This is a genomic window from Paenibacillus sp. JNUCC32 (genome assembly GCF_014863545.1).
Taxonomy (GTDB): domain Bacteria; phylum Bacillota; class Bacilli; order Paenibacillales; family Paenibacillaceae; genus Paenibacillus_AQ; species Paenibacillus_AQ lautus_A.
Genome location: NZ_CP062260.1, coordinates 4,508,342 through 4,535,283, shown reverse-complemented (window position 1 = coordinate 4,535,283; position 26,942 = coordinate 4,508,342). Strand labels below are relative to the sequence as shown.

Annotated in this window: 20 protein-coding genes; 19 read left to right on the top strand and 1 reads right to left on the bottom strand. The window is 44.0% G+C overall.

Annotated features, from left to right (window positions below):
* Window positions 1–105: 105 nt before the first annotated feature.
* Window positions 106–1,137: a Gfo/Idh/MocA family protein gene (locus JNUCC32_RS20225; protein WP_192569648.1), complete on the top strand. Its 1,032-nt coding sequence runs from the start codon at window positions 106–108 to the stop codon at window positions 1,135–1,137.
* 662 nt (window positions 1,138–1,799) lie between these two features.
* Here the strand turns inward: JNUCC32_RS20225 and JNUCC32_RS20220 are convergent.
* On the bottom strand, window positions 1,800–2,336 hold the full coding sequence (locus JNUCC32_RS20220; protein ID WP_145039055.1) for a hypothetical protein: 537 nt from the start codon (window positions 2,334–2,336) through the stop codon (window positions 1,800–1,802).
* A gap of 145 nt (window positions 2,337–2,481) precedes the next feature.
* On the opposite strand from JNUCC32_RS20220, the gene JNUCC32_RS20215 reads away from it, so the two are divergent.
* From JNUCC32_RS20215 to JNUCC32_RS20130, 18 genes are all read left to right on the top strand, one after another.
* A complete protein-coding gene (locus JNUCC32_RS20215; protein WP_192569647.1) occupies window positions 2,482–3,333 on the top strand; it encodes a P-loop NTPase family protein in 852 nt (283 codons plus the stop codon).
* A 30-nt stretch (window positions 3,334–3,363) separates the two neighbouring features.
* Entirely contained in the window at window positions 3,364–3,804 is a 441-nt protein-coding gene (locus tag JNUCC32_RS20210) for a YhfM domain-containing protein (protein ID WP_192569646.1), read from the top strand.
* A gap of 124 nt (window positions 3,805–3,928) precedes the next feature.
* Window positions 3,929–4,681, top strand: a complete 753-nt coding sequence (locus JNUCC32_RS20205; RefSeq protein ID WP_192569645.1) for a superoxide dismutase family protein — start codon at window positions 3,929–3,931, stop codon at window positions 4,679–4,681.
* A gap of 377 nt (window positions 4,682–5,058) precedes the next feature.
* A complete protein-coding gene (locus JNUCC32_RS20200; protein WP_012819174.1) occupies window positions 5,059–6,012 on the top strand; it encodes a carbohydrate ABC transporter permease in 954 nt (317 codons plus the stop codon).
* Window positions 6,009–6,854: a carbohydrate ABC transporter permease gene (locus JNUCC32_RS20195; RefSeq protein WP_036661820.1), complete on the top strand. Its 846-nt coding sequence runs from the start codon at window positions 6,009–6,011 to the stop codon at window positions 6,852–6,854. Before JNUCC32_RS20200 ends, JNUCC32_RS20195 begins: the two co-directional genes overlap by 4 nt.
* A gap of 111 nt (window positions 6,855–6,965) precedes the next feature.
* The gene (locus JNUCC32_RS20190) at window positions 6,966–8,687 is read left to right on the top strand and encodes a cache domain-containing sensor histidine kinase (protein ID WP_192569644.1); all 1,722 of its coding nucleotides are present in this window, start codon (window positions 6,966–6,968) and stop codon (window positions 8,685–8,687) included.
* 113 nt (window positions 8,688–8,800) lie between these two features.
* A complete protein-coding gene (locus JNUCC32_RS20185; RefSeq protein ID WP_192569643.1) occupies window positions 8,801–10,126 on the top strand; it encodes an ABC transporter substrate-binding protein in 1,326 nt (441 codons plus the stop codon).
* 294 nt (window positions 10,127–10,420) lie between these two features.
* Window positions 10,421–12,043, top strand: coding sequence for a response regulator transcription factor (locus tag JNUCC32_RS20180; RefSeq protein WP_192569642.1), 1,623 nt, complete (start codon window positions 10,421–10,423; stop codon window positions 12,041–12,043).
* 15 nt (window positions 12,044–12,058) lie between these two features.
* Window positions 12,059–14,140: an alpha-glucuronidase family glycosyl hydrolase gene (locus JNUCC32_RS20175; protein ID WP_192569641.1), complete on the top strand. Its 2,082-nt coding sequence runs from the start codon at window positions 12,059–12,061 to the stop codon at window positions 14,138–14,140.
* A gap of 208 nt (window positions 14,141–14,348) precedes the next feature.
* On the top strand, window positions 14,349–14,678 hold the full coding sequence (locus tag JNUCC32_RS20170; protein ID WP_192569640.1) for a nucleoside triphosphate pyrophosphohydrolase: 330 nt from the start codon (window positions 14,349–14,351) through the stop codon (window positions 14,676–14,678).
* A gap of 448 nt (window positions 14,679–15,126) precedes the next feature.
* On the top strand, window positions 15,127–16,182 hold the full coding sequence (locus JNUCC32_RS20165; RefSeq protein ID WP_192569639.1) for a DNA cytosine methyltransferase: 1,056 nt from the start codon (window positions 15,127–15,129) through the stop codon (window positions 16,180–16,182).
* A 10-nt stretch (window positions 16,183–16,192) separates the two neighbouring features.
* The gene (locus tag JNUCC32_RS20160) at window positions 16,193–18,130 is read left to right on the top strand and encodes a hypothetical protein (RefSeq protein ID WP_192569638.1); all 1,938 of its coding nucleotides are present in this window, start codon (window positions 16,193–16,195) and stop codon (window positions 18,128–18,130) included.
* Complete coding sequence (locus JNUCC32_RS20155; protein WP_192569637.1) at window positions 18,120–18,983, top strand: hypothetical protein; 864 nt, start codon at window positions 18,120–18,122, stop codon at window positions 18,981–18,983. The genes JNUCC32_RS20160 and JNUCC32_RS20155 overlap by 11 nt, the downstream gene beginning before the upstream one ends.
* 11 nt (window positions 18,984–18,994) lie before the next feature.
* The gene (locus JNUCC32_RS20150) at window positions 18,995–19,732 is read left to right on the top strand and encodes a DUF6339 family protein (RefSeq protein ID WP_192569636.1); all 738 of its coding nucleotides are present in this window, start codon (window positions 18,995–18,997) and stop codon (window positions 19,730–19,732) included.
* Between the two features lie 154 nt (window positions 19,733–19,886).
* A complete protein-coding gene (locus tag JNUCC32_RS20145; protein WP_192569635.1) occupies window positions 19,887–21,584 on the top strand; it encodes a DNA cytosine methyltransferase in 1,698 nt (565 codons plus the stop codon).
* Window positions 21,585–21,777: 193 nt separating this feature from the next.
* Complete coding sequence (locus JNUCC32_RS20140; protein ID WP_192569634.1) at window positions 21,778–23,253, top strand: ATP-binding protein; 1,476 nt, start codon at window positions 21,778–21,780, stop codon at window positions 23,251–23,253.
* Window positions 23,246–25,891, top strand: a complete 2,646-nt coding sequence (locus JNUCC32_RS20135) for a Z1 domain-containing protein (RefSeq protein ID WP_192569633.1) — start codon at window positions 23,246–23,248, stop codon at window positions 25,889–25,891. Before JNUCC32_RS20140 ends, JNUCC32_RS20135 begins: the two co-directional genes overlap by 8 nt.
* A 31-nt stretch (window positions 25,892–25,922) precedes the next feature.
* The gene (locus JNUCC32_RS20130) at window positions 25,923–26,933 is read left to right on the top strand and encodes a PD-(D/E)XK motif protein (RefSeq protein ID WP_192569632.1); all 1,011 of its coding nucleotides are present in this window, start codon (window positions 25,923–25,925) and stop codon (window positions 26,931–26,933) included.
* Window positions 26,934–26,942: the final 9 nt, after the last annotated feature.

Genomic DNA, 26,942 nt, shown 5'->3' with positions numbered 1-26,942 from the left:
GAACAGTATCGTATATCAAAGTGTACGGGCTGCAGCACCTTGATCTATAATAGGTGACGTGCATGCAATGGCAAAATTCAATCGCGAATGGAATAGGAGAACAGAATGAACAAACAAAAAATGGCCGTCATTGGCTTAGGGCATATGGGCCGGCATATGATTCACCGCTTACTGCCTCAATATACGGAAAAGATCGAGTTGGTCGCCATTTGCGACAGTGATGAATCCAGTTTGCATCGTGAAGCTGCCGAAGCAGGGATTTATCCAAGGCTGTACACCGACTATCGCCAGCTGCTGGATGAGGTGACGCTTGACCTGGTGTATATCGCGGTTCCGCCGTCCCTGCATTATGACGTGGCCCGGATCGCATTTGAAAAAGGCGTCCACGTTTTCTGCGAGAAGCCGCTGGCCAATAGCTTGACCGAAGCCCGGAGTCTGGTGGAACTGGCCGAGAAGGCCGATGTGCTCCATGCGGTTCATTTCTCGCTTCCGCTCGACCCGGCTGTTCTGAAGCTGAGGGGATTGCTTGAGCAGCAGGCGATCGGCCGGATCCAAAGCATGGATCTGTACCTGGAGTTTCCGCAGTGGCCGAGGGCCTGGCAGCAGAATCCATGGATTACGTCAAGGCAGCAGGGCGGATACCTGCTGGAGGTCGGCATTCACTGGATCCAGATGATCCAGCAGGTGTTCGGGCCGATTACGCATGTGAAGAGCGAGATCGAGTTTCCGCCGGATTCGAATCAGTCCGAAAGCCGTGTCCAGGCCGTACTCAGATTACATCATGATATCGAGATTCGCCTGTCGGGAACCGACCAACGGGAAGGGGAGGAGCGTGTCTCCCTGGTGGTCCACGGTGAAGAAGGCACTTTGGCATTGGAGAACTGGTGCAACCTGTACCGAAGCGGCAGGGATACCGAACTGCAGCCAGTACCTGTAGACGACGTCATCAGCCCGCTGCCAATCCTGAAGCAAATCGTTCAGATTCTAAACGGAGAGTCCGGTCTCATCTATGATTTCCATGACGGGTATAACGCGCAGGTTGTTTTGGAAGCCCTGCGTAAGCCGAGCGAGGGGTTTGTGGATGTAAGACCTCAATTGATGGGGGACCAAACGGAAGGGTTTATTGTAACGACCTGATGGGTGAATGTTCTGTCATAACAAGGACGCTAGCTTAGAAGGCATCTCTCTGGTGAGGCTGTTCAATGCGGCTAGCGAGTTTGTGGGTTTCGCTATCTTGAAGCAGGTTCATGACGAGGTTTCCGCAAACGGTGCATGTGGAGAGTGTGGCGGAGTTGGTCAGAAAGTAATACAGGTTGAAATCACATCGCGTTGAGGTGATCCATGGTGTTCGTGCAACTTAACAGTTTCATCACGCTCGGCCTGTAGAGGATGGCATAACCCTCTTGGCTCCTTTGCAGGCTGGGCCTTTTCCCAAGGGGCGTGATGGAATGAAAAGCAAAGTCAAAAATCGTACTCGTTCGTACTACCGTCATCATCGACGGAGAGTGATCCAGCATAAGAGCAGGCTTGCTAAACAGCTTGGTTGGCATGCCAAGTTTACAGGTGAGTTTGCTAAGGGGAAGATTCATTGCTCTTGTTATTATTGCAGGATGAAATCGAGAGAAATTGGATGGCCTAAGTCTGATCTTGTAAAACTTGCGCGTATGAATGAGTTTAGTAGTTTGGAGTAGGGTGTTAGGTTTAGTGTAGGAAAGGCCGTAGATGGTAATGTCTACGGTTTTTTATTTTGCTCAACGATGTTCAATACAAAAACGGCAGGTTATACCCTGCCGCTTGCTCTACTCAAGATCTTCTAGAATGTATGTGAAAACATCGTCTACAAGCTTCACGATACTGCGTATTTCCTTATCGAACGTTGAGCTGGTAATTGTTCCTTTATTGTAAGAGTCGACATTCAGCTTGACTCCGGAAGTTTTGGCTAAAGAAATTTCTTTAACTTGTCCATTGAGTTCTTTTTTCGTTTCCGCTGTTTCCTTATTGCAGACTTTCTTTGCGTCACTAAGACTTTTCTTAGCCTTATCAAGTGTTGCCTTCATCTGACTCAGTTCCGTTTTACTGGCTTTGGACTTCTTGAGGTTGTTGTACTTGGTTGTCAGCTGCTTGGATTGATTCGTGAGAGTGATTACATCGGAGCACACAGGAGCTTTATAAGTCCGTATAGCAGACTTAACCTCCTTTAACCTCTTGTTGTAATCCTCAAAGTAGATCTTATTAACCTCGGAGATCGACATTTTCATGGAGGGTGGGGCGGCATAAGCCTGTGACGGGAGAATTAAGATAGCGAGCATCAACAAAAGGGCTAAAGTCTTCTTCATTTATGTATGAACACCTCTCTATAAGTAGTAACATTATCATACCTTAATTTGGGTCTAATCAATAGATAGAGAAAAGGATATTCACAGGCTCCCACAGAATAACATGAAGCTGCAAACATTTTTTGAGATTTGAAGGGGATTTGAAATGAAGACGAAATTAATCATGGTTGAGGGCCTGCCGGGGTTCGGCAAGTCGACGACGTCCCGTATGATTCATGCCATTCTTTCCGAGCACAACATCGAGTCCCGGCTGGTGATGGAGGGGGATACAGACCACCCGGCGGATTATGAGGGAACCGCGTGTCTGACGGAAGAGGAATTCGGGCAGTTGCTGGAAGTCGCAGGCCCTTTTAAAGAAATAATGCTCGAACGGGCTGTCCAAAAAGGCAGCTGGAACCTCTTGCCCTACCAGAAGTTGAAGAACGAATATGGCGCTTCTTTTCCGGATGACCTTTATCATTCGTTGGCTAAAAAGGATATTTACGAGCTCCCGCTGGACCTCAACCGGTGGCTCATCACCGATCGGTGGGGGTCATTAGCCGAGCAGGCGCTGCATGAGCCTGCCGTCACGATTTTTGAGTGCTGTTTCATTCAGAATCCGGTGACCGTCGGCATGGTGAAGCATGATGCGCCGGAAGATCAAGTGACGGACTACGTGCTGGGGCTGGAAAAAGCGGTCCTTCCGCTAAATCCCCTCCTGTTCTACATTGAGCAGAACGACCTGGAATACGCATTCCGCAAGGCCATCCGGGAACGCCCGGAGGCATGGTCCACAGGGTTCGCCCATTACTACACTGGACAGGGGTACGGCAAACATCACGGTCTGGAAGGCGTCGAAGGGACTCTGCAAGTATTGGAAGCCCGGCGCGAGTTGGAGCACAGGATCTTGGACAAGCTCGAACTGAACAAGGAGTTAATCAATAACTCCCTTTATGACCAAGAGACGTACAGAACCATGCTAATGGACAAGCTGAAGCGGCATGGGATCATCCCATAATATTTTTCATAGATAAGGAAGGACGGTTTAATGAAGCGATTACTCATGATCATGATGCTTTACATGACGGCTCTATTGGTAGGCTGTGATAAGGACTCTGGTTGGGAGACGATGCAGCTACTTGATGAAAAGGTTGCCGAGATTCGGATTTCAACGTTCGAGACATGGGACGAGATGAATGGGGATACACTGTTGTCCTTTAAGGAAGCGAAAGATGTAAGAGCGTTTGAGGAAGCGATCCGTACCGCTCGCAAGCAGCCTGATAATGCCAAACGAACGGACCCGGATTACGACGTGATGGTCGTCTATGCCCAGCCATCTCCGATCCATGCCATCAAGCTGTGGTTGGGGGAAGAGGGTCAGGAAAGTGTGTTCAGCTACGGGTTCAAGGAATGGGGAGAAGATGTATATGTGGTTTCCGCCAAACATACCGATCGGATGAGAGAGCTTATTTTGCCAGAGGGGCGTTAAAGCCGTTATCGAGCCCCTCTCTTTGACCGACACTGAATGCCTCATATCCCATAAAATAACGACTTGGATGTATAAAATCAGGGGATTGGGAGATGAATGATATCATCATTCAGGAGGCGATGAAGTGAAAAAGTTGACCAACAAGTTAAAATATATGGCTGGAGCGTTTCTTGCCGGAGCCCTGCTGATTATAGGGATTATGTTCGCTGCTGCGAATCCAGAAGGCACCTTAGATACGATTCAACACACGATGTCTAAAATAAGCCACTTCGTTAACGGCAAGGACAACGCCACCGCCGACGGTCCATTTACGGAACAAGAGACGGCGACCTTGGATCCTAAGATTCCTACCGACAGCAGCGATTCGCCAGCTCGCATGGTTTCAGATCCGGTTAACCAACCCGTGTACTGGGGCGAGGCTTCCAGGAAAGAATCCCTGGGGCAGCCTGTAGTCAAGCTGTACAATGCGGCGGGCGAGCCAGTTGGTTCCGCTACCTTGGAGCAGATCCATGACGGGGTGAAGGTGAAGATTACCGCATCCGGCCTCACTCCAGGCAAGCATGGGTTCCATGTGCATGAGAATGCGATACAGGGAACGGATTTTAAATCTGCCGGAGGGCATTTTAATCCGACCCACAAGCATCATGGCCTGGAGAATCCGCAAGGAAGCCATGTCGGCGACATGCCGAACCTGGTCGTGGGCGCGGACGGCACCGTGGAAGCGGAGACGATCATTCAGCATGGCACGCTGGAAAAGAACCAGCCGAACTCGGTGCTGGGGCGCTCGTTGATCATACATGCCGGCGAAGATGACAATGTCACCGACCCGGCGGGCAATTCCGGCGACCGCGTGGCGGGCGGGAATATTCCGGAGTAATCTGGCAAGTTGATAGTACATCCGTTTGCAGCATATGAAATTCAGTGAAAAACGCATCTCCATAGGGAGGTGCGTTTTTTTGTTAAGTTATGCTGGTTCAAGTGCACCTGGAGAATTAACCCCGCAAGATAAAATTGAATTACTCGCTACGACGCGGTGGGGTTCTTGGTCGTATTAGGATCATCCAACTTCTATAAGTAAGTATAGTTTGATAAAACTATACTTATCTTTTGATGGATTATCCGGCAAAGCTTGATTCCGTTTTTTCGTTTCTGACGACACATTCTGAAAATATTGAATGATTTTGAACAATTGTCTCATGTAGTTCCCGGCGGCTCTCCTTCTATACTTAAGGTACGGAAAAGGAGAGTGAATTCATGGAACGAGCAACATCTTTAGCATCCGAAATACCTGTTCGCAAAAAGCCATTTCGCAAGCGCTGGGACTCTCCCCTTGCAGGTTATCTGTTTATTTCCCCTTGGCTGATCGGATTTCTGGCGTTGACAGCCTATCCGATGCTGTTGTCCCTGTACTATTCCTTCACAAACTACACGCTAATGAAGCCGATCGAGTGGGTCGGCTTAGACAATTACGAGCGCATCATTACGGCGGACGACAAATTTGCCCAATCACTCAAGCTCACGTTTTATTATGTACTCGCCTCGGTGCCGCTGAAGCTAATTGCCGCGCTGATGGTTGCTCTCCTGCTAAAAAAGGCCGTGCGCGGGATATCCGTCTATCGAACGGCCATTTATTTCCCTTCCTTAATCGGGGCAAGCATCGCGGTTTCCCTGTTATGGAAAAATATTTTCGGCGTGGACGGCTTCTTCAACCAAGTGCTTGGATTCTTCGGAATTCCCGGAACGGGCTGGGTCACGAACCCGGATACCGCATTATGGTCTCTCATTGGCTTGTCGGTATGGCAATTCGGTTCATCGATGGTGATTTTCCTCGCGGGCCTGAAGCAGATTCCGAATGATCTGTATGAAGCCTCCGCGGTGGATGGCGCGGGCAAGCTAAAGCAATTTTTCAAAATCACGCTTCCGATGCTGTCACCCACGTTATTTTTCAATCTCATCATGGGGGTCATTAACTCCTTCCAGATGTTTACGCCTGCTTACGTTATCACCGGCGGCGGGCCGATGAACTCTACCTATGTCTATGCGTTATACCTGTATGAACGGGCATTCAGCCGCTATCAGCTGGGCTATTCCTCTTCCTTGGCCTGGATCATGCTGATCTTGATTGTGGCTGCGGCCGTGATCATTAACCTGACTTCGAAATACTGGGTATTCTACGAATCCGAGAGCCAAGGAGGGAAAGGAAAATGACCAGACGCAAATGGAACCCCGTGATCCGCCATTCGGTCCTCATTATGTTCAGCTTGATTATGGTTTATCCGGTCATTTGGTGGATTGGCGCTTCGCTGAAAACGAACCAGGAGCTCAGTTCCCCATCCATCTTCCCGTCCGTGCCGCAGTGGTCCAATTACATCAACGGATGGAATTCCGTTCCGGGGTTCACCTTTACCGACTTCTATTTGAATACGTTCTATTTAATTACTGCGGTGATCATTGTGACGGTGATTTCCTGTACGCTGGTTGCCTTCGGATTTGCAAGGCTGGACTTTCCGCTTCGAGGCTTCTGGTTTTCGCTGCTCATGCTTACGCTGATGCTGCCGGGCCAAGTGCTCATCATTCCGCAATATGCGATGTTCCACCAATTTGGTTGGGTCAACACCTACCTGCCGTTTATCGTGCCCCATGCATTAGCGGGAGGAGCGGGAGGAACCTTCTTCGTCTTCCTGCTCGTTCAATTCATACGCGGGATCCCGCGGGAGCTGGATGAATCGGCCAAGATCGACGGATGCAGCTGGTTCGGGATTTATTGGAGAATTGTGATGCCCTTGATGAAGCCTTCCATCGTGACGGTCATTATCTTCTGCTTCCTATGGAACTGGGATGATTTCCTTGGCCATCTCCTGTACATTAATTCCGTCGACAAATATACGGTTGGCTTGGCTTTACGGATGATTAACGATTCGCAAGGCGGCGCGGAATGGGGACAATTGCTGGCGATGTCTCTCGTATCCATTCTACCGGCTACATTGCTGTTTATCTTTGCCCAGAAATACTTTGTGGAGGGTGTAGCTACCACAGGACTAAAAGGGTAGTAGCTAGCTCTACCGTTATATTATAAAATGAGGAAACATTGAGGCAGCGGTACGCCGCACAGCTTCAATGTTTTTTTCTGATAGGAATGTAAAGCATGGAGGATGAGAATTATGATCAATCCCTTCAAAAGATACCGGATCGATTCCCTGTTTATTATTTGCTTTGCAGGGCTGATCACGATTGTGCTGGCGATCACCGTATGGACCAGTTATGTCATGACTTCGCGGGAATTGGCTGAAAACACGTCGTATTATCAAAAAAGACTGCTCGAGGAGCTGAACAACGAAATTACGGGCCGCCTGACGTCGATCGAGCAGATCTCGCTGACCACGTCCAGGGACAATGATTTACTTACGTTTCTGTCGGGAAAAGAAGATGAGTTCAACCACTACAGGAGGTCCAAGGGCATACAGGAAGCGCTGGCTCATCTAACCTATTCGATTCCGCAAATTCAGGCCATCGATTTATATATGGAACAGCCGGAGTGGGGGGATCGGCAGAGCTATATTCAGTTCCATGGATTAACGGAGGCTGCGACAAAGCCATGGTATCCTTTGCTGCAGAACAATGACTTTTCCTGGTCAGAGGAGCATGATTTAACGACCTATAATGGGAACGTGCCTGTGCTCAGCTTTTCCCGCAAGGTGTACAACAACTCCCGGTACTTGGGTATTCTTGTCGTGCATGTGAAAGCGGATTGGATCCGCGGGATTCTCGAAGGATACTCTAAAGATTCGAACCGGATGCTGCTGGATCTGAACGGCAGGGAGCTGCTGAGCGTCGGGAAATCAATGAGGGATGCCGGATTGCAGGAGCAGGATTTGCGGTTCACGGACCAATCCGGTGTGTCACGGCTGCATACGCAGCATGGCGTCGAGTCTCTGGTCGTCTATTCCAAAGTCGCCGACTCCAACTGGATGCTGGTGGAGATTACCCCTTGGGAGCGAATTACGTCAGGCAGCGTCAAGCTGGCTGGAGCCATTATTACCATCGGCATCGGAGCCCTATTGCTGGCTTTCTTGTTAACGCTCTGGTTAAGCAGACAATTGTTGAAGCCGATCGCCCAGTTAGTGAGAGCCATGAAGAATTACGATGTCGGTGGGAGGCAAGCTGAGCTGGCCGGTGATTATACGAATGAATTCGGCATTCTGTTTGCAGGGTTTCGCAGACTGAATGAGAGAATCCAGGCATTGTACGCATCCCTTGCGCAGCGTTACGAGCAGCAGCGGAAGGCGGAAATCGAAGCGCTCCAAGCCAATATTAATCCGCATTTTCTATATAACACCTTGGACCAGCTGAACTGGATGGCGATTGCGGAGGGACAGGAGAAGATGAGCCGCATTCTGGAGCTGATGGGCCGCATGTTCCGCATCGGATTATCGCATGGAGAAAGCTTTATTACGATTGAAGAAGAGCTGACTCACGTCGCATGCTATTTGGAAATCCAGCAGATCCGGTGGGAAGACGGTCTGGAATACGAGGTGCATGCCTCCCAGGAAATCCGCAACTTATTCATTCCCAAAATGACGCTCCAGCCTTTCGTCGAAAATTCAATCATTCATGGATTTAATTCAAGGCAAACTGGCCGAATTCAAATTAAGGCTGAGGAAGAGGGCAGCCGGATCCGAATGACGATTATCGACGACGGAAGTGGGCTTGCTCCTCAGAACAAAGAGAACCATCGCCGCAAAGGAGGTTACGGGATCCGGAATGTGAGAGAGCGGTTCTCGGCGTTCTTCAACGATGATTATGAGATCCTCGTTAAAGATGGAGAGAATGGAGGAGTGGTTGTATCGATCGCCTTTCCAAGGCTTGAGGAAGCACAGCGGTAAAACATAATCAGACGATTTTATAATAAATTGTGCATCTCTCTCATACTCCCGTCATCCTGGAATTGATAGGATACATATTGACCACAATATATTGTTTTTAGGGGGAAGTCGGCATGAACAAATGGAAGCGATTGCAGATTGTCGCGTTATGGATGGTGTTCTCCTTGCTGGTGGCGGCATGCGGCGGTAACGGAAGCACCAACTCAAGCACGGAAAGCACAACCTCAACCAAGAACAATACACAGGCCGAAAGCGGTTCGGCAGAAGAAAATGTCAAGCTGCGGATTATGTGGTGGGGTTCGCAGCCGCGTCACGAAGCTACACTGAAGGCATTGGAGGTATATACGGAGAAAAATCCGCATGTTACCTTCGAGCCCGAATATTCCGGGATGGACGGTTACCTGGATAAACTCTCCACTCAGGCAGCAGCGCATAACGAGCCGGATGTTTTCCAAATGGACCCGGGCTGGGTTTCGGACTGGACATCCCGCAACCAGCTCGAAGAGCTCGACACCAAGGTTAGACTGGATGAATTGACGCCGAGCCTGCTGCCAATCGGGCAGAGAGACGGCAAACAATACGGCGTGCCGCTGGGATCGGTTGCTTTTGGGATGATCTACGACAAGGCGGCTCTTGAGAAGCTGGGCGCAACGATGCCGACAGACGGCTGGACATGGGATGATTTCTTCGCATTGGCGGAAGAGGTAAAGCCTAAACTGGCGGAAGGCCAATATTTCACGCTGGATTATGCCGGCAACTACTTTATGTTCAGCGCTTATCACTATGCCAAGGGTAAGGGCACCTTGATTACGGAAGACGGCAAATTCAATATTGATGAAGCGACTTTCCTGGAATGGACCAAGAAGTTTGAACAGCTGCGCAAGGACGGACTTATACCTCCAGCCGATTTGAACGCATCCGACAAGGAAATGGATCCGACGGCAGACCTGCTGGTCAACGGCAAAATCTTATTCCGCTACTCCTTCTCCAATAACTACACCACATGGGACAGCATGAAGGAAGGGGCGTACGATCTGGTTACGATGCCGCGGGCCGAGGAAGCGGGAGGCTGGCTGAAGCCGTCCATGTACTTCAGTCTTTCGCCTAATTCCAAGCACAAGGAAGAAGCGGCAAAGTTCATCGACTGGTTCATCAATGATCCGGAGGCAGGGGCTATCCTTGGAACCGCTCGTGGTGTGCCTGCCAATGCCAAGATCGCCGAGTCGCTCATTCCGAATCTTCCGGAGGGCGAAAAGGTCGGGATGAAACTGATTGACGCAACGACGCCGGACGGACAGATATTTACGACAGGGCCGGAAGGCTGGGTGAACTTCATCGACAAAGACTTCCCGCTCGTCCGGGATGAGCTGAGCTTCGGCAGAACAACACCGGAGAAGGCCTATGAATCGTTGAAGAAGGCCGCGCAGGAATATGAATAGATCATATAAAATGAGATGAGAACTAGATGGATGCTAGCAAGGGAGTAAAATGATTCCGAAGAAACGGAAGTGGTCGCCTTTGTGACCGGATTTTTACCGCTTAATATAAAATCCAAAAATCCGGGAGCAACAGCGATCGTAGGAACATTGCATCCAAATCAATATTTCAGCTTATATGTTCCGGTCTACTCCCGGTTTACGTCATGCCTGAGCGGTTTTATCGCCGATCGGTCATGACGTATTACAGTTAGGGTGAGGCATTGCCTTTTTGCAAATAAGAAGGAGGATCTTCAGATGTGGAAGATAGGAATCGTTGATGACGACCGCGCCGTGCTGCAGGGAATCCGAAAAGCCATCCCTTGGGATGAACTGAATGCAGAGTGGGCGGGAGAAGCTTTGAACGGGGAAGAAGGGCTTGAAATGATTGAATCGGCCAACCCCGACATCGTGATTACCGATTTATATATGCCTGTCATGAATGGTCTGGATATGATCGAGCAGCTGCGGAAGAACACCGGCTATTCAGGAAAAGTGATCATTCTGAGCGGTTACTCGGACTTCGAGTATGCCCGTCAAGCCTTGCGCCTGAACGTGAGCGATTACTTATCCAAGCCGATCAGCCTTCCGACGCTGAAGTCTGTTTTAAATGAAGCCATATCCGATTTGGAGGAGCAGGAAGAGCTGCGCATGAAGCAGGATGAACTGCTCCAGAAGCTGCAGCTTTACGAGCCCTTCGTCGAGAAGGAGTGGGTCAAATCGGCCGCAGCGGGTGCACTGCAACATTCAGGTCTCCAAACGGAAATCCCGGAGCCTTATCGGTATTGGTCCGATTTCGATCATACGGTCATTGGCATCGAGCTGATTTCCGATCAACGGGCAGCTAATCTAAGCTTGCCGGACTGGAGCCTCCTTCGATTTGCAATCAGCAATATGGTGTGCGAAATTACCCAGGCGGCATTCCCCCGCTTCGACCATACGGATCTCCACACCAACCGCTCCGTGGTCATTATTCATCATGATCGAACGGAGTCAGCGGAGCGAGTGCGGCAGCAGCTGGAACAGCTGGGTGTCCGATTAATCAACTGTGTGCAGAACTACTTGAAGCTGAAGCTCCGAATCGGCATCGGTGATCGCAAGAGCAGTATAAGGGAAATCGGTATCTCGACAGAAGAAGCCTTTCGTGCGATCGATGTGAATACGCAGCCGGCGGTTCCGGAGTATGAGCTGTATTTCTACTGTGCACAGGAGCCGGGCAATGCGGAGGCCAAGTCTCCCGTGCGTCCTGTTAAGCTTTACCTGGAACTGGCCGGTTCGATTCGAACTTCGCAAGAACATCAAGCACAAACGATCATCAGGGACTATATGAAGCGATTGGAACAGCAAGGGGGCATCACCAAACCATACGTCAGTATGCTGGCAGGGGAGCTGTGGGGAATTATCGCCTTTGCTTTCTATGAGACGGGGACCATCGTTGACGATTTCTTCCCGAATGATAGCATTACGCGCGAAATGGCGAAGCTACAGCGTCCATCCGAGCTTGCGGAATGGCTGATCACCAAGATCGGGCTCGTGTTCGGCAGTCGCGAATGGGGCGGGAACGGAAAGCATCGCCAGGCTGTCGACTTTATGATCGAGTACATTCACGAGCACTATGCCGAAGATCTCACGCTTGGGGGACTGGCGGATAAGGTATATATTTCGAGAAACTACTTGTCGATGATTTTTAAGAATATTACGGGAGAAACGTTCAACAATTATTTGACCAGAGTACGGGTCGAGAAGGCCCGGGAGCTGCTGATGGAGAAAAATGCATTGGTGTACCAAGTGGCAGAACAGGTCGGATATAAAAACATTCCGTATTTCAGCACGGTATTTAAGAAATTCACGGGCATGAACCCGACGGAGCTCGTGAAATGATCATGAGGAGGCATTATGAACAGCAGTTATGATCCGGCATGGTTGCAGGTTGATGGGAGCTCGCTGAAGCATGCAGCGGCAATCAAGCCGCTGGAAAGCTATTTGGGCAAGATCGTGACCGCGCAGGCGGTTTCTTCGCAAGTATTTCGTACAGCGATCCAGGAGTTGACCACAGGCATTGCTCTGCTGACAGGTGAGCAGCCCTTACTTCGTGAAGAGATGGATGCCGGCCGCTGCTTGGTCGCAGGGACGCTGGGGAGCATCGAAAGGACTTTGCTTGACGGCTCGCCGGAAGCCGAAGAAGCCGGGCGTGTGGGAGATGAAGGTTACATTATACGCCGCGTCGTAAGAGGAGACCAGGATTACATATTCATTGCAGGAGGATCGGACAGGGGGCTTCTGTACGGGGTCTTTCATTTTATGCGTCTGCTGCAGACGGGCCAAGCGAACGAAGCGCTTGATCTGATCGAACATCCGAAGTACCGGCTTCGCATGGTGAATCAGTGGGACAATATGGACGGAACCATTGAGCGCGGATATGCGGGCCGATCGATATTTTATAAGGACAATGCAATTATCTCCGATCTGACTCGTGTCCGGGCGTACGCCAGAATGCTGGCCTCTGTCGGGATTAACGGAATCACGATCAATAATGTGAATGTGCATCAGACCGAGACGAAGCTGATCACGCCTCAATTGCTACCGGATGTGGCACGCGTAGCGGATGTGTTCCGCGATTACGGCATCAGCCTCTACCTCAGCGTGAACTTTGCTGCACCGATCGAGCTTGGGGATACATCCACAGCGGATCCGTTAGAACCGGCCGTTCAGAATTGGTGGAAACAGAAAGCGGCCGATATTTACCGAACCATTCCTGACTTTGGCGGATTTCTGGTCAAGGCAGACTCGGAGAACCGTCCCGGCCCGTTTACTTATGGACGCCATCATGCGGATGGAGCCAATATGCTGGCAGAAGCGCTGGAGCCTTACGGCGGACTCGTCTTATGGAGATGCTTCGTGTACGATTGCCATCAGGATTGGCGGGATCGCCAGACGGACCGCGCCCGCGCTGCCTATGATCATTTCAAACCGCTGGACGGCAAATTCAAGGACAATGTGATCCTGCAGATCAAGAACGGTCCGATGGATTTTCAGGTCAGAGAGCCGGTATCGCCATTGTTTGGAGCGATGGAACGAACGAATCAGCTGCTGGAATTCCAGATTACGCAGGAGTACACGGGTCAGCAGAGACACATATGCTATTTGATTCCGCAATGGAAAGAGGTGCTCGAATTCGATACGCTCTGCCAAGGGGAGGGCAGCAAGGTGAAAGATATTGTAGCCGGACAAGTGTATCCCTATCAGCACAGCGGCATAACAGCCGTGTCCAATATCGGGGATGACTTCAACTGGACCGGTCATTACCTAGCCCAGTCCAATCTTTACGGCTATGGCCGCTTGCTGTGGAATCCGGAGCTGACGGCGGAGGAAATCGGCGAGGAATGGACCCGGATGACCTTTGGACCCGATCCGGATGTGACGAGGAACGTGATGGACATTCTGATGGAATCGTGGCCGGCCTACGAGAATTATACCTCCCCGCTTGGCGTGGGCTGGATGGTCGTGCCGCATGTTCACTACGGCCCTGACGTGGACGGCTACGAATACTCCAAATGGGGAACGTATCATTTCGCGGACCGCGACGGAATCGGCGTTGACAGGACGCAGGCCACGGGAACGGGGTACGCCGGCCAATATATTAGCGCCAATGCGTCGATGTATGAGCATTTGGAGACTTGCCCGGATGAATTGCTGCTATTTTTCCACCATGTTCCATATACCCATGTGCTAAAATCCGGCAAGAAGGTCATTCAGCATATTTATGACACCCATTTTGCAGGAGTCGAGCAGGTGGAGCAGTGGCTCGCACGCTGGGATGCCTTGGAGCCTAAGCTTGATCCGCAGCGCTACCTGCATGTTAAACAGCGATTGTTGGAGCAGCTAGAGAGCGCAAAAGAATGGCGCGATGTCATCAATACGTATTTTTATCGAAAATCGGGGATAGCAGATGAGCGTCATCGCGTTATTTACTCATAGGGGGAAGGGCCTTGAATTTCAACCTTGGTTGGAATTCGGGGTCTTTTTTGTTGTGGGTGATAGGGGATGGTTGGGAGCAGATTTTGTGAAACAAATTGGGTATTTGTCGTATTTCCGTTTTCAGGGAAAAGAGTAGTCTTTGTTCGAGCGGTTCTTTGATATGATACAAATATAGATACATATTTAACCATGTAAAGGATGAGAATCTATGCCGGTTTACAATAAGATAGTTCGGGATCTTATTCCCCAAGTCATTGAAGCTACAGGCAAAGAATTTCGCACACGGATCTTGGATGAGGAAGAGTTTAAGAAAGAATTGATCATAAAGCTCAAAGAAGAGTTGGAGGAATACTTTGCCGCTCAAAGTCCAAAAGAGTCGTTGGAAGAACTTGCAGATATGCTTGAGGTTATCCGGGCGCTGACGGTTGTACATGGAGCAACATGGGAAGAGCTTGAAGCCTTGAGAGAGAAGAAGGCGGAAGCTCGAGGTGGTTTCCAGGAAAGGGTGTATTTAATCGATGTCGAAGACAGCACTTAGTACCACTTCTTCGGGCGATTTTATTGTATTGAAAATACAGACTGATAATTTTGGCTGAAGTAAAGGTTCTCGCTGGGGAAGTATAACCAAAGGGAGGACGTTAACAAAATGAATAATAGAAAGGGAATACCGAAGGAGAATGGATGTCATTTTGCACAGGTGGATGAAAGAAATTTGCCAATGTAGGCTGCATTATTATTTTGAACGTTAAGAGCAAAAGCAGAGACCCCTTCAATGATGATGGGGTCTTCTATAAGATTAATAGAAGACATGGTACTTTGTGGAACGAGGGCTATGTGAACAGATTATAAAAATAGTCTTTCTAAGAGACAGTTATTGAATTGGACATTATTCGATTCCCATGAAGAGATACATATGAAGGAGACGGTCAATTTTTGTCGAATTTCTTTAGAGGTATTTAAAAAGTATTTATATGGAGTTGGAATAGTTGGAACAGGATGTAATACAGCAGCATAAATACAGAGTAGGCTCCTTATTTGCAGGTATCGGCGGCTTCTGTAGAGCTTTTAAAGATGAAGGATTTAATGTGGTATGGGCAAATGAGCTGGACTCCTATGCTTGTAAAACATATAAACATAATTACCCTGAAACTAAGCTTTATGAGAAGTCCATTGAAGACTTATCTGTAGTAAAGGATGGTCTGGAGGCAGTAGATGTTCTTACCGCAGGATTTCCCTGTCAATCTTTTTCGCTTGCAGGAAATAAACTTGGTTTTGATGATCCAAGAGGCAAACTCTTTTTTGAAATAATAAGGTTGGTAAAAGAGTTTGGAAGAAATAGGCCCAAGATAATTGTACTCGAAAATGTAAAAAACCTAATATATCACAATAATAAACAGACCATTAATATCATTGAAGAGGAAATAAAACGGGCTGGGTATTGGTTTAGAATACCTTTGGACAGTAAGGGGAATTTGATATCAGGTAAAAGCAATGCAGTAGTATTAAACACTAGAGAACATACGGATATTCCTCAGAATAGAGAACGGTTGTACATGGTAGCCTTTTCGCAGGATTTTTTTAAGGTTAATAATTTTAAGTTTCCAGAAGGAGAACCAAGTCAAAAAGATGTGAGAGAATTTTTAGATCTGGGCTCTAAAGCCGATTCTGACTTTTATTTTGATGTAAATTCTAAATACGGTAAGATGTTTGCGGACAAAATGGCAGAAGGAAATAGAGATTCCGTATATTTATTAAGGAGGGCTTACGTCCGAGAGAATAAAAATGACTGTACATTTACACTTACAGCAAATATGGGTGAGGGAGGCCATAATGTTCCTGTCATACATGATGATTGGGGCATTAGAAAACTAACACCTAGAGAATGTGCCCGCTTGCAGGGCTTTAAGGATGATAAGTTTTCTTTTCCTGAAGGAATGCCTAAGGCAAAACAATATAAGCAGATCGGTAACGCTGTTACAGTTGATCTAGTACAAAAGCTAGCAGCACAATGTATGAAGACCTTAAAAAGTGTAAAAAAATAAGGAGATTGTCATGATTAATTGGAATTTTCCACCGAACAATTACGGGCAAGTAACGGGGCTAAATGATGCAGGAATTGAAACATTTCGAGGAAATCCTTTGGACTCTTTGGCAAGGGAAATTAATCAGAACTCTTGTGACGCGAAGGATAATAATAATTCTGGTCCGGTAGAGGTTCATTTTAATCTTATATATATACCAACTGATTATTTCCCAGAGAAGGACAGCTTTGTAAATATACTCAAATCATCTAGAGAGTATTGGAAGGATAATGCTAAGACCAGGCAATTTTTCGAAAATGCTCTTTCAATTATGGAATTAGAACAGATTCCCTTTCTAAAAATAAGTGACTACAATACAACAGGATTAACAGGGGCTAAAGATGAACACAGAGGTGGATGGCACAACCTCATTAAATCGGTGGGTTCATCTGATAAGGACTCAAATTCTGGAGGGTCCTTCGGAATTGGTAAACATGCTCCTTTTGCATGTTCTGATTTAAGGACCGTGTTCTACGGAACAAAAGAAGTAGGAAGTGGTATAGAGGCTTTTCAAGGTGTAGCTAAGCTGGTAACTCACCTTAATGAACACGGGGAGCCGACACAGGGTACTGGGTATTATGGAATAATTGAAAAAAACAAACCAATTACTGCAACAGCAGATGTGAATAAACTTTTCAGAAGATCGGATATTGGAACTGATATATTCATTGCCGGTTTTAATGAGAATAACGGATGGGAAGAAAAAATAATAAAATCTGTTCTTGAAAATTTCTTTGTTGCTATATTAAATGAAAAATTAATTGTCAAAGTTGGAGAAACAACTATTAATGCTAATTCATTAACGGGTTTATTAGAGAAGTATACAAAAAATGACCCAGATTGTCTCTCGTATCATTATTATGAAGCTTATACTCTTTCCAGTAGATATCACTTCCCTCTAAATGACTTTTTAGGGCTTGGGGAAGTTGATTTATTTGTTCTACCGGGAAAAGATCTTCCGAAACGTGTAGCTATGGTAAGAGGGACTGGTATGAAAATTTATGATAAGGGCAGCTTCCGAACACCTTTCAAGTTCGCAGGTGTAATGATTGCCAAGGGGGAAAATCTAAACGATTTTTTAAGAAAAACTGAGCCTCCTACACACAATGCTTGGGAACCTGAAAGACACGAAAATCCGGATTATGCTAAAAGCATCATAAGAAAACTTTACACTTGGATAAATGAAAAAGTTCGTACCATTTCAATAAATGATACTGTAGAAGAATTGGACGTAGAGGGATTAAGCCAATATCTACCTGATCATTATGATGCTTCGGTTGAAGTTGAAGGCCATCATGAACTCTATCAAAACGGTGTAGAAGGAGAAAAAACGGTTCCTAAAGACATTGAATTAGAAATTTATCATCAAAGAACGAAGTTGATGACATTTGTTGGAGTTAATGAAGACTTTACAGCTGATCAGGAAAGTGCTGCAGGAATAGAAGATGGGTGGGGGGGCAATAAAAACGAAGGTGATGGGTCTGTAGCGGAGAATAAGGTATCTGGCGGAGGAATCGACAAAGGATCGGACAAAAATGACCAAAATGGTTTTGGGCAAGAATATCCGAAAGGTAAGGCTAATAATACAACACCTGCGCTGGGAGGAAAATTGCAATTGATACATACGCGCATTTTCTGTGTAGATCCGGTTGCTGGATCTTACAAGGTATCAATGCAAACAAATGCAGATGGAGAGGGATACATCGGGATTAGAATTATAGGAGAAGTAGGTGGGGAAGCAGCTCCTATAAAATCTGTTATCCTACAGCAAACCGGGGAGAGTTTATCTTTCAGGAGAAATGGAAAGATCGGTCCGATATATTTTTACAAAGATAAAAGATATGAGTTATTAGTCGAGTTAAATGAATCACTCCGGTGTGCTTTGGAGGTAGCAATTCATGCAAATTAATTATCGGCAATTCCCACATCCGGTATTATCATATTTTTCTGATGATGTTATTGATAGTGATTTCCAGGCGTCACTCAAAAGTAGTAAAACCCAAAATACATATATTTTTGAGGCCTACTGTGTCACTAGCTGTGAGGGGATCAATCAGCTTATAGAAGATAAAAAGGCTCTCTTTGCTTTTCATTTCGAATGCTCCACAACTCGATTTCGTAAAGTATTTACCTCGTTTGAATCTTTTTTTACGTTTCAGCTTCCTGCTGATTCTATAGAGGGAAAAGTACAAATATGTTCTTTTATTTTAGCTGCAGAAGATATAAACAATTACTCATTACCTGAGTTTCATCCGGACTATGAAGGCCACTCCTTTATAGTAAAAAGGGGTGATGTACTAGGTATAGATGCAGAAAGAACATTTTTTGCTGAAAAAGAGATTGATCCATTAAAAAGGATACCCTCAATTTTTTCAGTTCAGCCTAATCGTGGTGAAAACGTGATACCATTTGACATGGATTCATCTGGGCATAAAATTGTCATTAAACTCTCTGAGGATAATTTTGAACATTACAAAACAATTTCATTAAATCAAAATTTACAACCTTTATTGTCTTCATTGATCATTATGCCAGCGCTAGTATCGATTTTGGAAATGATCAAAAATGCGGAAGAGCAGGATTTTGACCCCGAAGAATGCAGATGGTATCAAGTAATTAAAAGCAGACTAAGAGAATTAGAAATTGATGTTGAAAATAAAAATACCTTTTCTGATTCTACAATAGCAGTTGCGCAAAAGTTAATCGGAGATCCATTAAATATCTCGCTTCTTGCCCTAGTAAATTTTGAAGATGAGGACTGAGGTGCTTTATTATGGAATTAAATTATATCAGCGAAAGTTCACTTGATGAGTTAAAAGTAAATATTTTAAGCAATATTGAAAGATATACATCAGATGAGGTTTGGATCTATAAGTTCTTTGAGGGAACTACCTGGAATTTTCCATCAACAATAAGAATAGAGAACATCGATTTACATATGCCTCAGAGCAGTACACTTCATTTTGATTTTGAGAATACTAAAAAAATTTATACTTCCCTTAAAGGACTATCAGTTATACAAGCAACTGACGAGAGACTGTGGACCTACTTAACTCACAATACCTTCTGGAACTACATGAGAAAAAGGTGGCCAGTAGAATCGTATTTAGAAAAAGAAAAGCCGGTAGAAGCGATTAAAGAGCGTTATTTCTTTATGGCAAATCGGGATAGAGCTTTGATTCGTAATGGTATAGCTCGCTTATGGTGGTACGGCTATGTTTCTTATGATGAAAATAGAGAAGATCCCTTTGAACTTACCAAAGTTCTCCTATCCAAACTAGACATTGCTCAGAGTCTTCTAGAACGAAGTTTTTCGAGAAATCCTGATATTACGAAAGCCGTACTATCAGTACTTAAACAAAAGGAACTGGAGACATCATTTATTGATAGGGAGAATTTTAGGAGTTTAATGATGTATATTAATCAGCTTGGCGGTGTTACAATTTTAGATACTTTAGATCGCGAGGATCTGGAGGAACTTGTTAGAGAGAAAATCGAAGCGTTGAGTTAAATATTTGTCCTGCCGACGAAGGTAGGATTTTTTTATAGCATTTAACTTTAAAATGCTGTATTCTGATATTTTACGAGTTGCTACTTGAAAAATTAGCTATGAAATGTTAAGCTGCTATATATGGAACGAATGTTCGTGAGTAAGGGTGGGAATAATGATTGATAAAAAACTTGTGGCTGTTGATTTGTTTTCTGGGGCGGGTGGATTAAGCCTAGGCTTTTTACAAACGGGCCGGGTGAAAATTGCGGCCGCAGTGGAAAACAACGAGTCTGCTCAGAAAACTTATAAACGGAATCATGATCGTTACAGTCATGAAGATGATATCAGATATTATAACGATATAAGAAAAGTTAACTTCCAAGAGATATTAGATGGATGTCAGAAGATTAATCTTGTTTTTGGCGGACCTCCTTGTCAGGGTTTTTCAAATGCAAACCGGCAGAAGTCCGAGCTAATTTCAACTAATAACCAATTGGTTAAGGAATATGTCAGAGCAATTCAGGAACTGAATCCAGATGCCTTTGTAATGGAAAACGTAAAGGCCATGAAATCAGACAAACATAAGTTTTTCTATTCATCTAAAGATCAGCAAGAAGTTGTTCAGGAACTGAAGATAGAACTTATACCTGATAAGGTGATTTTGGGGAAACAAAATAGTTTGACAGATAATTTGGTTGTTTTTCTAAAAAAATGCATTAATATGAATGTTGATATATCTTCATATATAATTAGTGACAAAAATTTGTTCTCCAAGATAAGCCATATCAGCAGAAAAGAAAAAGAAGCTGATATATATATTGCAAAAGCTCAAAGCGCTTTACAAAAAGCACTTATGAAATGGAAAGAACAGCATACTAGCTATTGGAGCACTGCATACGAAGAAGAGTGGCAAAAGCTCGGGGCGTTATTAATTAACAAAGAACTTACGGACTCTTCTCGTAAAGAATTGTTTATAACTTTGAATCAAATTATTGAAGTTCAAAAGATATTAATGAAAATGAATGAAATTGCATCTAATGACATTGAGATAGTAGATATTCTACTGGATCATAAGAATGTTTGTGTTAAAGTACTGACATATGGTGTACTGGATTACTTAACTCGTAAGTTTAAGAGCCTTGGTTATGTTATCAATGAAGAACATATCATAAATGCTGCTCATTTCGGTGCCCCACAGCTCCGAGAGCGCCTTGTTGTTATTGGAGTCAAATCAGAATTTGTTAGGGATGTCCCTGTAGTTCTACCGGATTCGATCATTAAGGATCCTGACCGATTTTATAAAGTTAAAGATGCTATTGGAGATCTTGAAGAAATTGAACCGTTCACTATAATGGAAGATGATCGGCCGGTTGATTTGCCTATACTCAAAAGAGCTACCCCACTGCTTCAATATTTACGAGGAGATACGAATCAGATCCAAAATCATGTTATGACTGAAACGACAGATACTGCATTAGAAAGATTTAAAGTATTAGAGCAAGGTCAGAACTTCCATGATCTGGATGAATCATACAAACAAACATATTCTGATCCGGGTAGAACACAAAATACTGTATATCTGAGACTTAATTACAACACTCCATCCGGAACTGTATTAAACGTCCGGAAGTCAATGTGGATTCATCCAAGTAAAAATCGTGCAATAAGTATTAGGGAAGCAGCGCGACTCCAAACATTCCCTGATGATTTTGTTTTTGAAGGAGCTAAAGATTCACAGTACCAGCAAATCGGAAATGCTGTTCCGCCACTCTTAGGAAGGGCAGTGGCGGAACAGGTATTAAAATACTTGGGAGTAGATGTCGAATATACAGTTTCAAGTTTAATTATGCCTAAAGAATCTATTACTTTATAAAACAGAGTCCCTGCTCTTTTGAGTAGGAGACTTTTTTTATTTATTTGTAATTGATAAACATAAAGCACCTGGGGAGGATATCTGTTTTCAGTGTCGAATACTGCTGTATACTATGAGAGTCGAAACGTGTCTATTTTTTAAAATGTTAAAAATACTTATCGGTTATTACTTTCTTAATTAGGGGTATCTTGCTATGAATATAATCCTGACACAACCTTCTGCTGCACCTGTAATCCAAGCACTCCGTTCATTAGGATATAATGCAGGGACTGCAATAGCAGATTTGATTGATAATAGCCTTGATGCTAAAGCGACTAAAATAATTCTCCAATTCAAGTTTTTTGGAAATGATGGTGCAATAATTATTGCGGATAATGGTCTTGGAATGAACGAAGATAGGCTTCAAGCAGCAATGAATATTGGTTCCAAAGACCCGCGTGTAGATAGACAGCCAAATGAACTCGGAAGATTTGGTATGGGGCTGAAGACAGCCTCTTTTTCTCTAGGTAAGCGCTTGAGTGTTCTTACCAAACAAAATGGAATTTACTCGCAACGCTGTTGGGATCTAGATCATGTCTCTCAATGCAATGAATGGCAGCTGTTTACGACAATTCCAGATGAAGTTAGACAGTTTATGTGCGATATTGAAGGAGATGGCGGTACAGTTATATGTATAGATAAGCTAGATCGGTTTATGGGAGCGGGAACCATAAACACGATACATGAAAGCAGCTTTTTCGCCAAAGTTCGACGTATACATCAACACTTAGAGTTTGTCTTTCATTCAATTATTGAACACGGTAAGGTTCAGGTTTTCCTAAATGGAAACGAGTTAGATCCTTGGGATCCTTTTCTGGTTAAGCACCCTTCCACTCTGGAAGGTGAAACGCAGATTCTAAATATAAATGGAAACAAAATTAAAGTAAAATACTATGTTCTTCCGCATGCTTCATTCTTAAATGAAATGGAATACAAAAGGGCAGGTGGTAGCAGAGGATGGAGAGATCATCAAGGCTTTTATATATACCGTGAGAATAGATTGCTGCATTATGGAGATTGGTTGGGTATGTTTCAAAAGGATACTTCATCCCAACTGGCAAGAGTCCGAATCGATATTCCAAATACTGCAGATGAAGGTTGGCAAGTAGATATTAAAAAGTCTGCAGTTATTCCTCCAGACAATGCAAAAACAAGGCTTGAAACAATTGCTGAATTTGTTCGTAAAATTTCGCGCGATGTCTTTTATTATCGGACTCAAAGATTCCATCCTAGTCAAACCTTCAAAGGGAGTCTCAATACTTGGGAGTTATCAGGTAGCGATGAAGGACAGCAATTTGTATTAAATAGAAATCACCCTATTTTATCAGAAATTCAGAAAAGAATTGATGATGAAACTTCGAAGCTACTTAACATGTATTTAAAGTTTGTTCAGTTAGGGTCACCCAGTAATATAACCGATTCACCCAAAGTAGAGGAAGAATCAATTCAAAAAGTTACCGACGCAACGAAAGAGTTAGTGATCCAGTTTGCATCTACCTTAATTAAGCTTCAAGTTGTAGAAGATATGCAGCAGTTGATAGATGCACTTATTACTCAACCTGCTTTTGATGGTTTAAATCGAAAAACGTTGAAATCAATCATAGAAGAGGCGAATATTAGGCATGAATGAAGCGAAGAAGTTATTTGAACACACCTTTGCGACTAATTATATGAATTTGAAATCTGCTTTGCCCAGCCATGAGAAAGCAGCTGAGCAGGCACTAGAATTTGCGAAGCTGGTTATCCAAGGTCAAAACATAGGAGAAAGATTGGTTGAGCAGTGGTCGTTAGAAATGTATATGAAGTTTAATGTTGGTTTTGACATCATAAAAACAACTGTATTACGTTCAGAAGAAGAGGAGGAATGGTACAGCCCTAAATTACTCTTGCGAGCTTTTTTTTGGACCCGCTACAGAGATTATTTAATCAGAGTCAAGAATTGGGATCCAGAAGCCGTTGACTCCATAGATGATTCAACAAATGAAATTATGAGATCCTTGGGTAACCCTGAGGATATTTATCCTTTTGACAAGCGCGGGCTTGTTTTGGGATATGTGCAATCAGGGAAAACTGCCAACTTTACAGGGTTAATCAATAAAGCATACGATATTGGGTATAAGTTGGTGATTGTACTATCAGGGGTACACAATGATCTTCGAGCTCAGACACAGCTCAGATTAGATGAAGAAGTAATTGGCAGCAGAATCGATAAGACTGGAAAACCTGTCGGAGTTGCCCAAATCTATGCAAATACACCGAATCATATTATTTCTTCTTGGACTACTGTAGAACGTGACATCTCTTCTGAACCAAGCGGCATTTTTAATTTGAATCAAAGGACTCTTATGGTTGTTAAAAAGAATAGTATTGTTCTGGAGTCACTAAAAAATCAGCTCGAATACCAAAAGAAGTTATTTAGTTTAGATATTCCAGTTTTAATCATTGATGATGAAGCCGATCAAGCATCTGTTGATACTTCCAAAGATGAAGATCCAAAAACGATTAATAAGTTAATACGGCAGATCTTGGAGATTTTTGACAGGAGATGTTATGTGGGTTATACAGCAACGCCCTTTGCAAATTTATTAATTAGTGCTGAGGCCAAAACGGAAGATGAAGGTAAGGATCTTTATCCAAAGGATTTTCTTGTTGGGCTGCCCAAGCCTAAGGAATACTGTGGTCCAGAGGAATTCTTTAATATTGAAGAAGAAGCTGACGATCCACGTCCAAGTTTAATTCGTCCTTTAAGGGATGAGGATATAGAAGTCTTTACTGGAATTAAAACAAAAGGTGATGCTGATAAATTTGAAGAGGTTCCTCCCCAGATGGAGGAATCGATATTGGCATTTCTTTTAACAATCGCTGTACGAAATCTGCGAGGCCAGAGGAACAAACATAATTCAATGCTTATTCATACCTCACGTTTTAAAGATGTTCAGTCAAGTGTAAAAGACGGCGTTGATAAAGTATTCAACGAAATTATTACGCAAATTCGATATAACGAAAATAGTACGATTGTAAACGTACTTAAAGAGCTTTATGAGGAAGATATAATTCCAACAAGCAGAGCATGGCCTGGTGACATCCAAGAATTCAGCTGGGAAGAGGTTTATCAGGAGCTTAAGGAAAGTTCTAACAAAGTCCGCGTTTTTGAAATTAATGGTAACAGTAAAGATGCATTATACTATCACCAATATAAAGAGGACGGTTTAAATGTAATCGCAGTTGGTGGAGATAAGTTATCACGTGGACTTACGCTTGAGGGACTCAGCATAACCTACTATTTTAGGAATACGTTAATGTACGATACCTTAATGCAAATGGGACGCTGGTTTGGTTATCGAAAAGGATATATGGACTTGTGCAGAATTTACACTACCGCAGAGATTGCTTCAAATTTTGAACATCTTGCCATTGCTATGATTGAACTGCGAAGAGAATTTGACAGGCTAGCAAAAGAAAAAAAGACACCATTGGAATACGCAGTAAAAATGCTAAGTCATCCAACCATGACCTTAACAAGTCCGTTAAAAATGAGAAATGCTTCTATAACAAATGTCATTTATAGGCTGACCCTGCAGCAAACTCGTATATATGAGAACAAGGAATCTTTTTTTTCTCACAATATGAAAGTGACAGAGAATTTAATTAATAAATTATCCTCCGATTTCAAAAAGATACGTATAGGCTCAGGGAAAACGGGCTACTACATAGCTCAGAAAGTTGGTGTCGATAAAGTATTAACATTCTTATCTGAATATAAAACTAGTCAGGGTGCAGATAAAGTCGATAGTATCAAGATTGTAAATTATATTCAGCAAGTTAGTGATATTGGAGAGCTCTTGTATTGGACTGTAGCAGTAGTTGAAGGAGATCCAAGTGATAAAAGTGGTCTTGAAAAGTTTCCAGTACGTCTTGGAACATTAGAGATTGGTTCAGCTGTAGTTCGTGGTGTTAAGGCGGAAGAGTATACCAATCAAGGACAGGCTAAAATTGATATCCGGGCTATAGTTGCTTCGCGGCAGGAATTTATTGATCTCAATCAAGTTGAAATAAAGAATATGAAAGACAAGCAAGAGATTAGAAAACTGAGACCAAAAGAAAATGGAATGCTTCTTATTTACCCGCTTCACCCTAAAGTAAATGTATTTGATGACCTAGGATTTTCCTTTAGTGAGAGCATGGTACCGATTGGAATTGGAATTTCCTTTCCTGACTCAGATTTAGATGATTCTAAGATTTATGAAGTAAACAAAACTATTAAGTAAATATTCTCATATAGTAGGGAAGATGTGCTGAATGCTGAATCTTAAATTAGAATATGAGCAGATGATTAATGAAATAAAAGACCAATCTCAGCAAGAAGTATACAAATTGAGGGTCCTAACGGCTGAAAATCCTATAATTTTTGCAGGCGTAGATACTGCAAGTATGACTAGGCAGCTGTATATTGATTTGGGTTTCGAATCTTGGGAGACTGATCAGGTTAAGGCACTGCCAAAATGGCGAGGTTTATCTATCCAAATTGAGTATTATGAAAAGTTGGCTTTATTGAGGGGGCATTACTTTCTTGTTTTGAGGCAAGAGGCAGAATGTGGTACAGAGATATTTGAAGTTGTACTGCAGAATGTCGTGGATCATTTGCTGTTAAGGGAACAGAATGAATCGATATTTTCGGTAATATACAAAGTGTTGGACAGATGGCGCGTATTTTTTCAAAAAGGTGGATACCGCAAACTAACCGAAGAACAGCAACGGGGGCTTTTTGGCGAATTGTGGTATATTGATGACTGGCTTAACCGGTTTCCAACTTCTCCGCCACTTATAATTGAACAATGGGAAGGTCCAACTAGTGGTCGAATTGACTTTAAGCATTCTAAACGCGGTGTAGAGATTAAGACGGCAATAAATAAGTTAAATAAGACAATTAAAATTTCAAACGAAAATCAGTTAAGGCTGACCAATGCAGTTACTAGTATATATCTTTATGTTTGCTTTATAGAACTAAGCAAAACTCATGGTATTTCATTATACTCGCTTGTTAACAAAGTTCGAAAAAAAATTGAAAGCCGCTCTGACCGTATGTTATTAAAGTTTAACGACCTTCTTGAGGATTTAAGGTTTAAAGAAGATGATTATACGGATGATTTCTTTTTTGTAGATAAAGTAGAGGCATATGAAGCCGCGGCGAATTTCCCAAGAATATTACAGGAAGATCTCCCCAAGGGAATATCCCATGTTAGTTACTGTATAGACCTTACACATTGTACTGATTTTGAAAGAGAAGTAGATGAGGTATTTGATTTGTGATGGGGGATT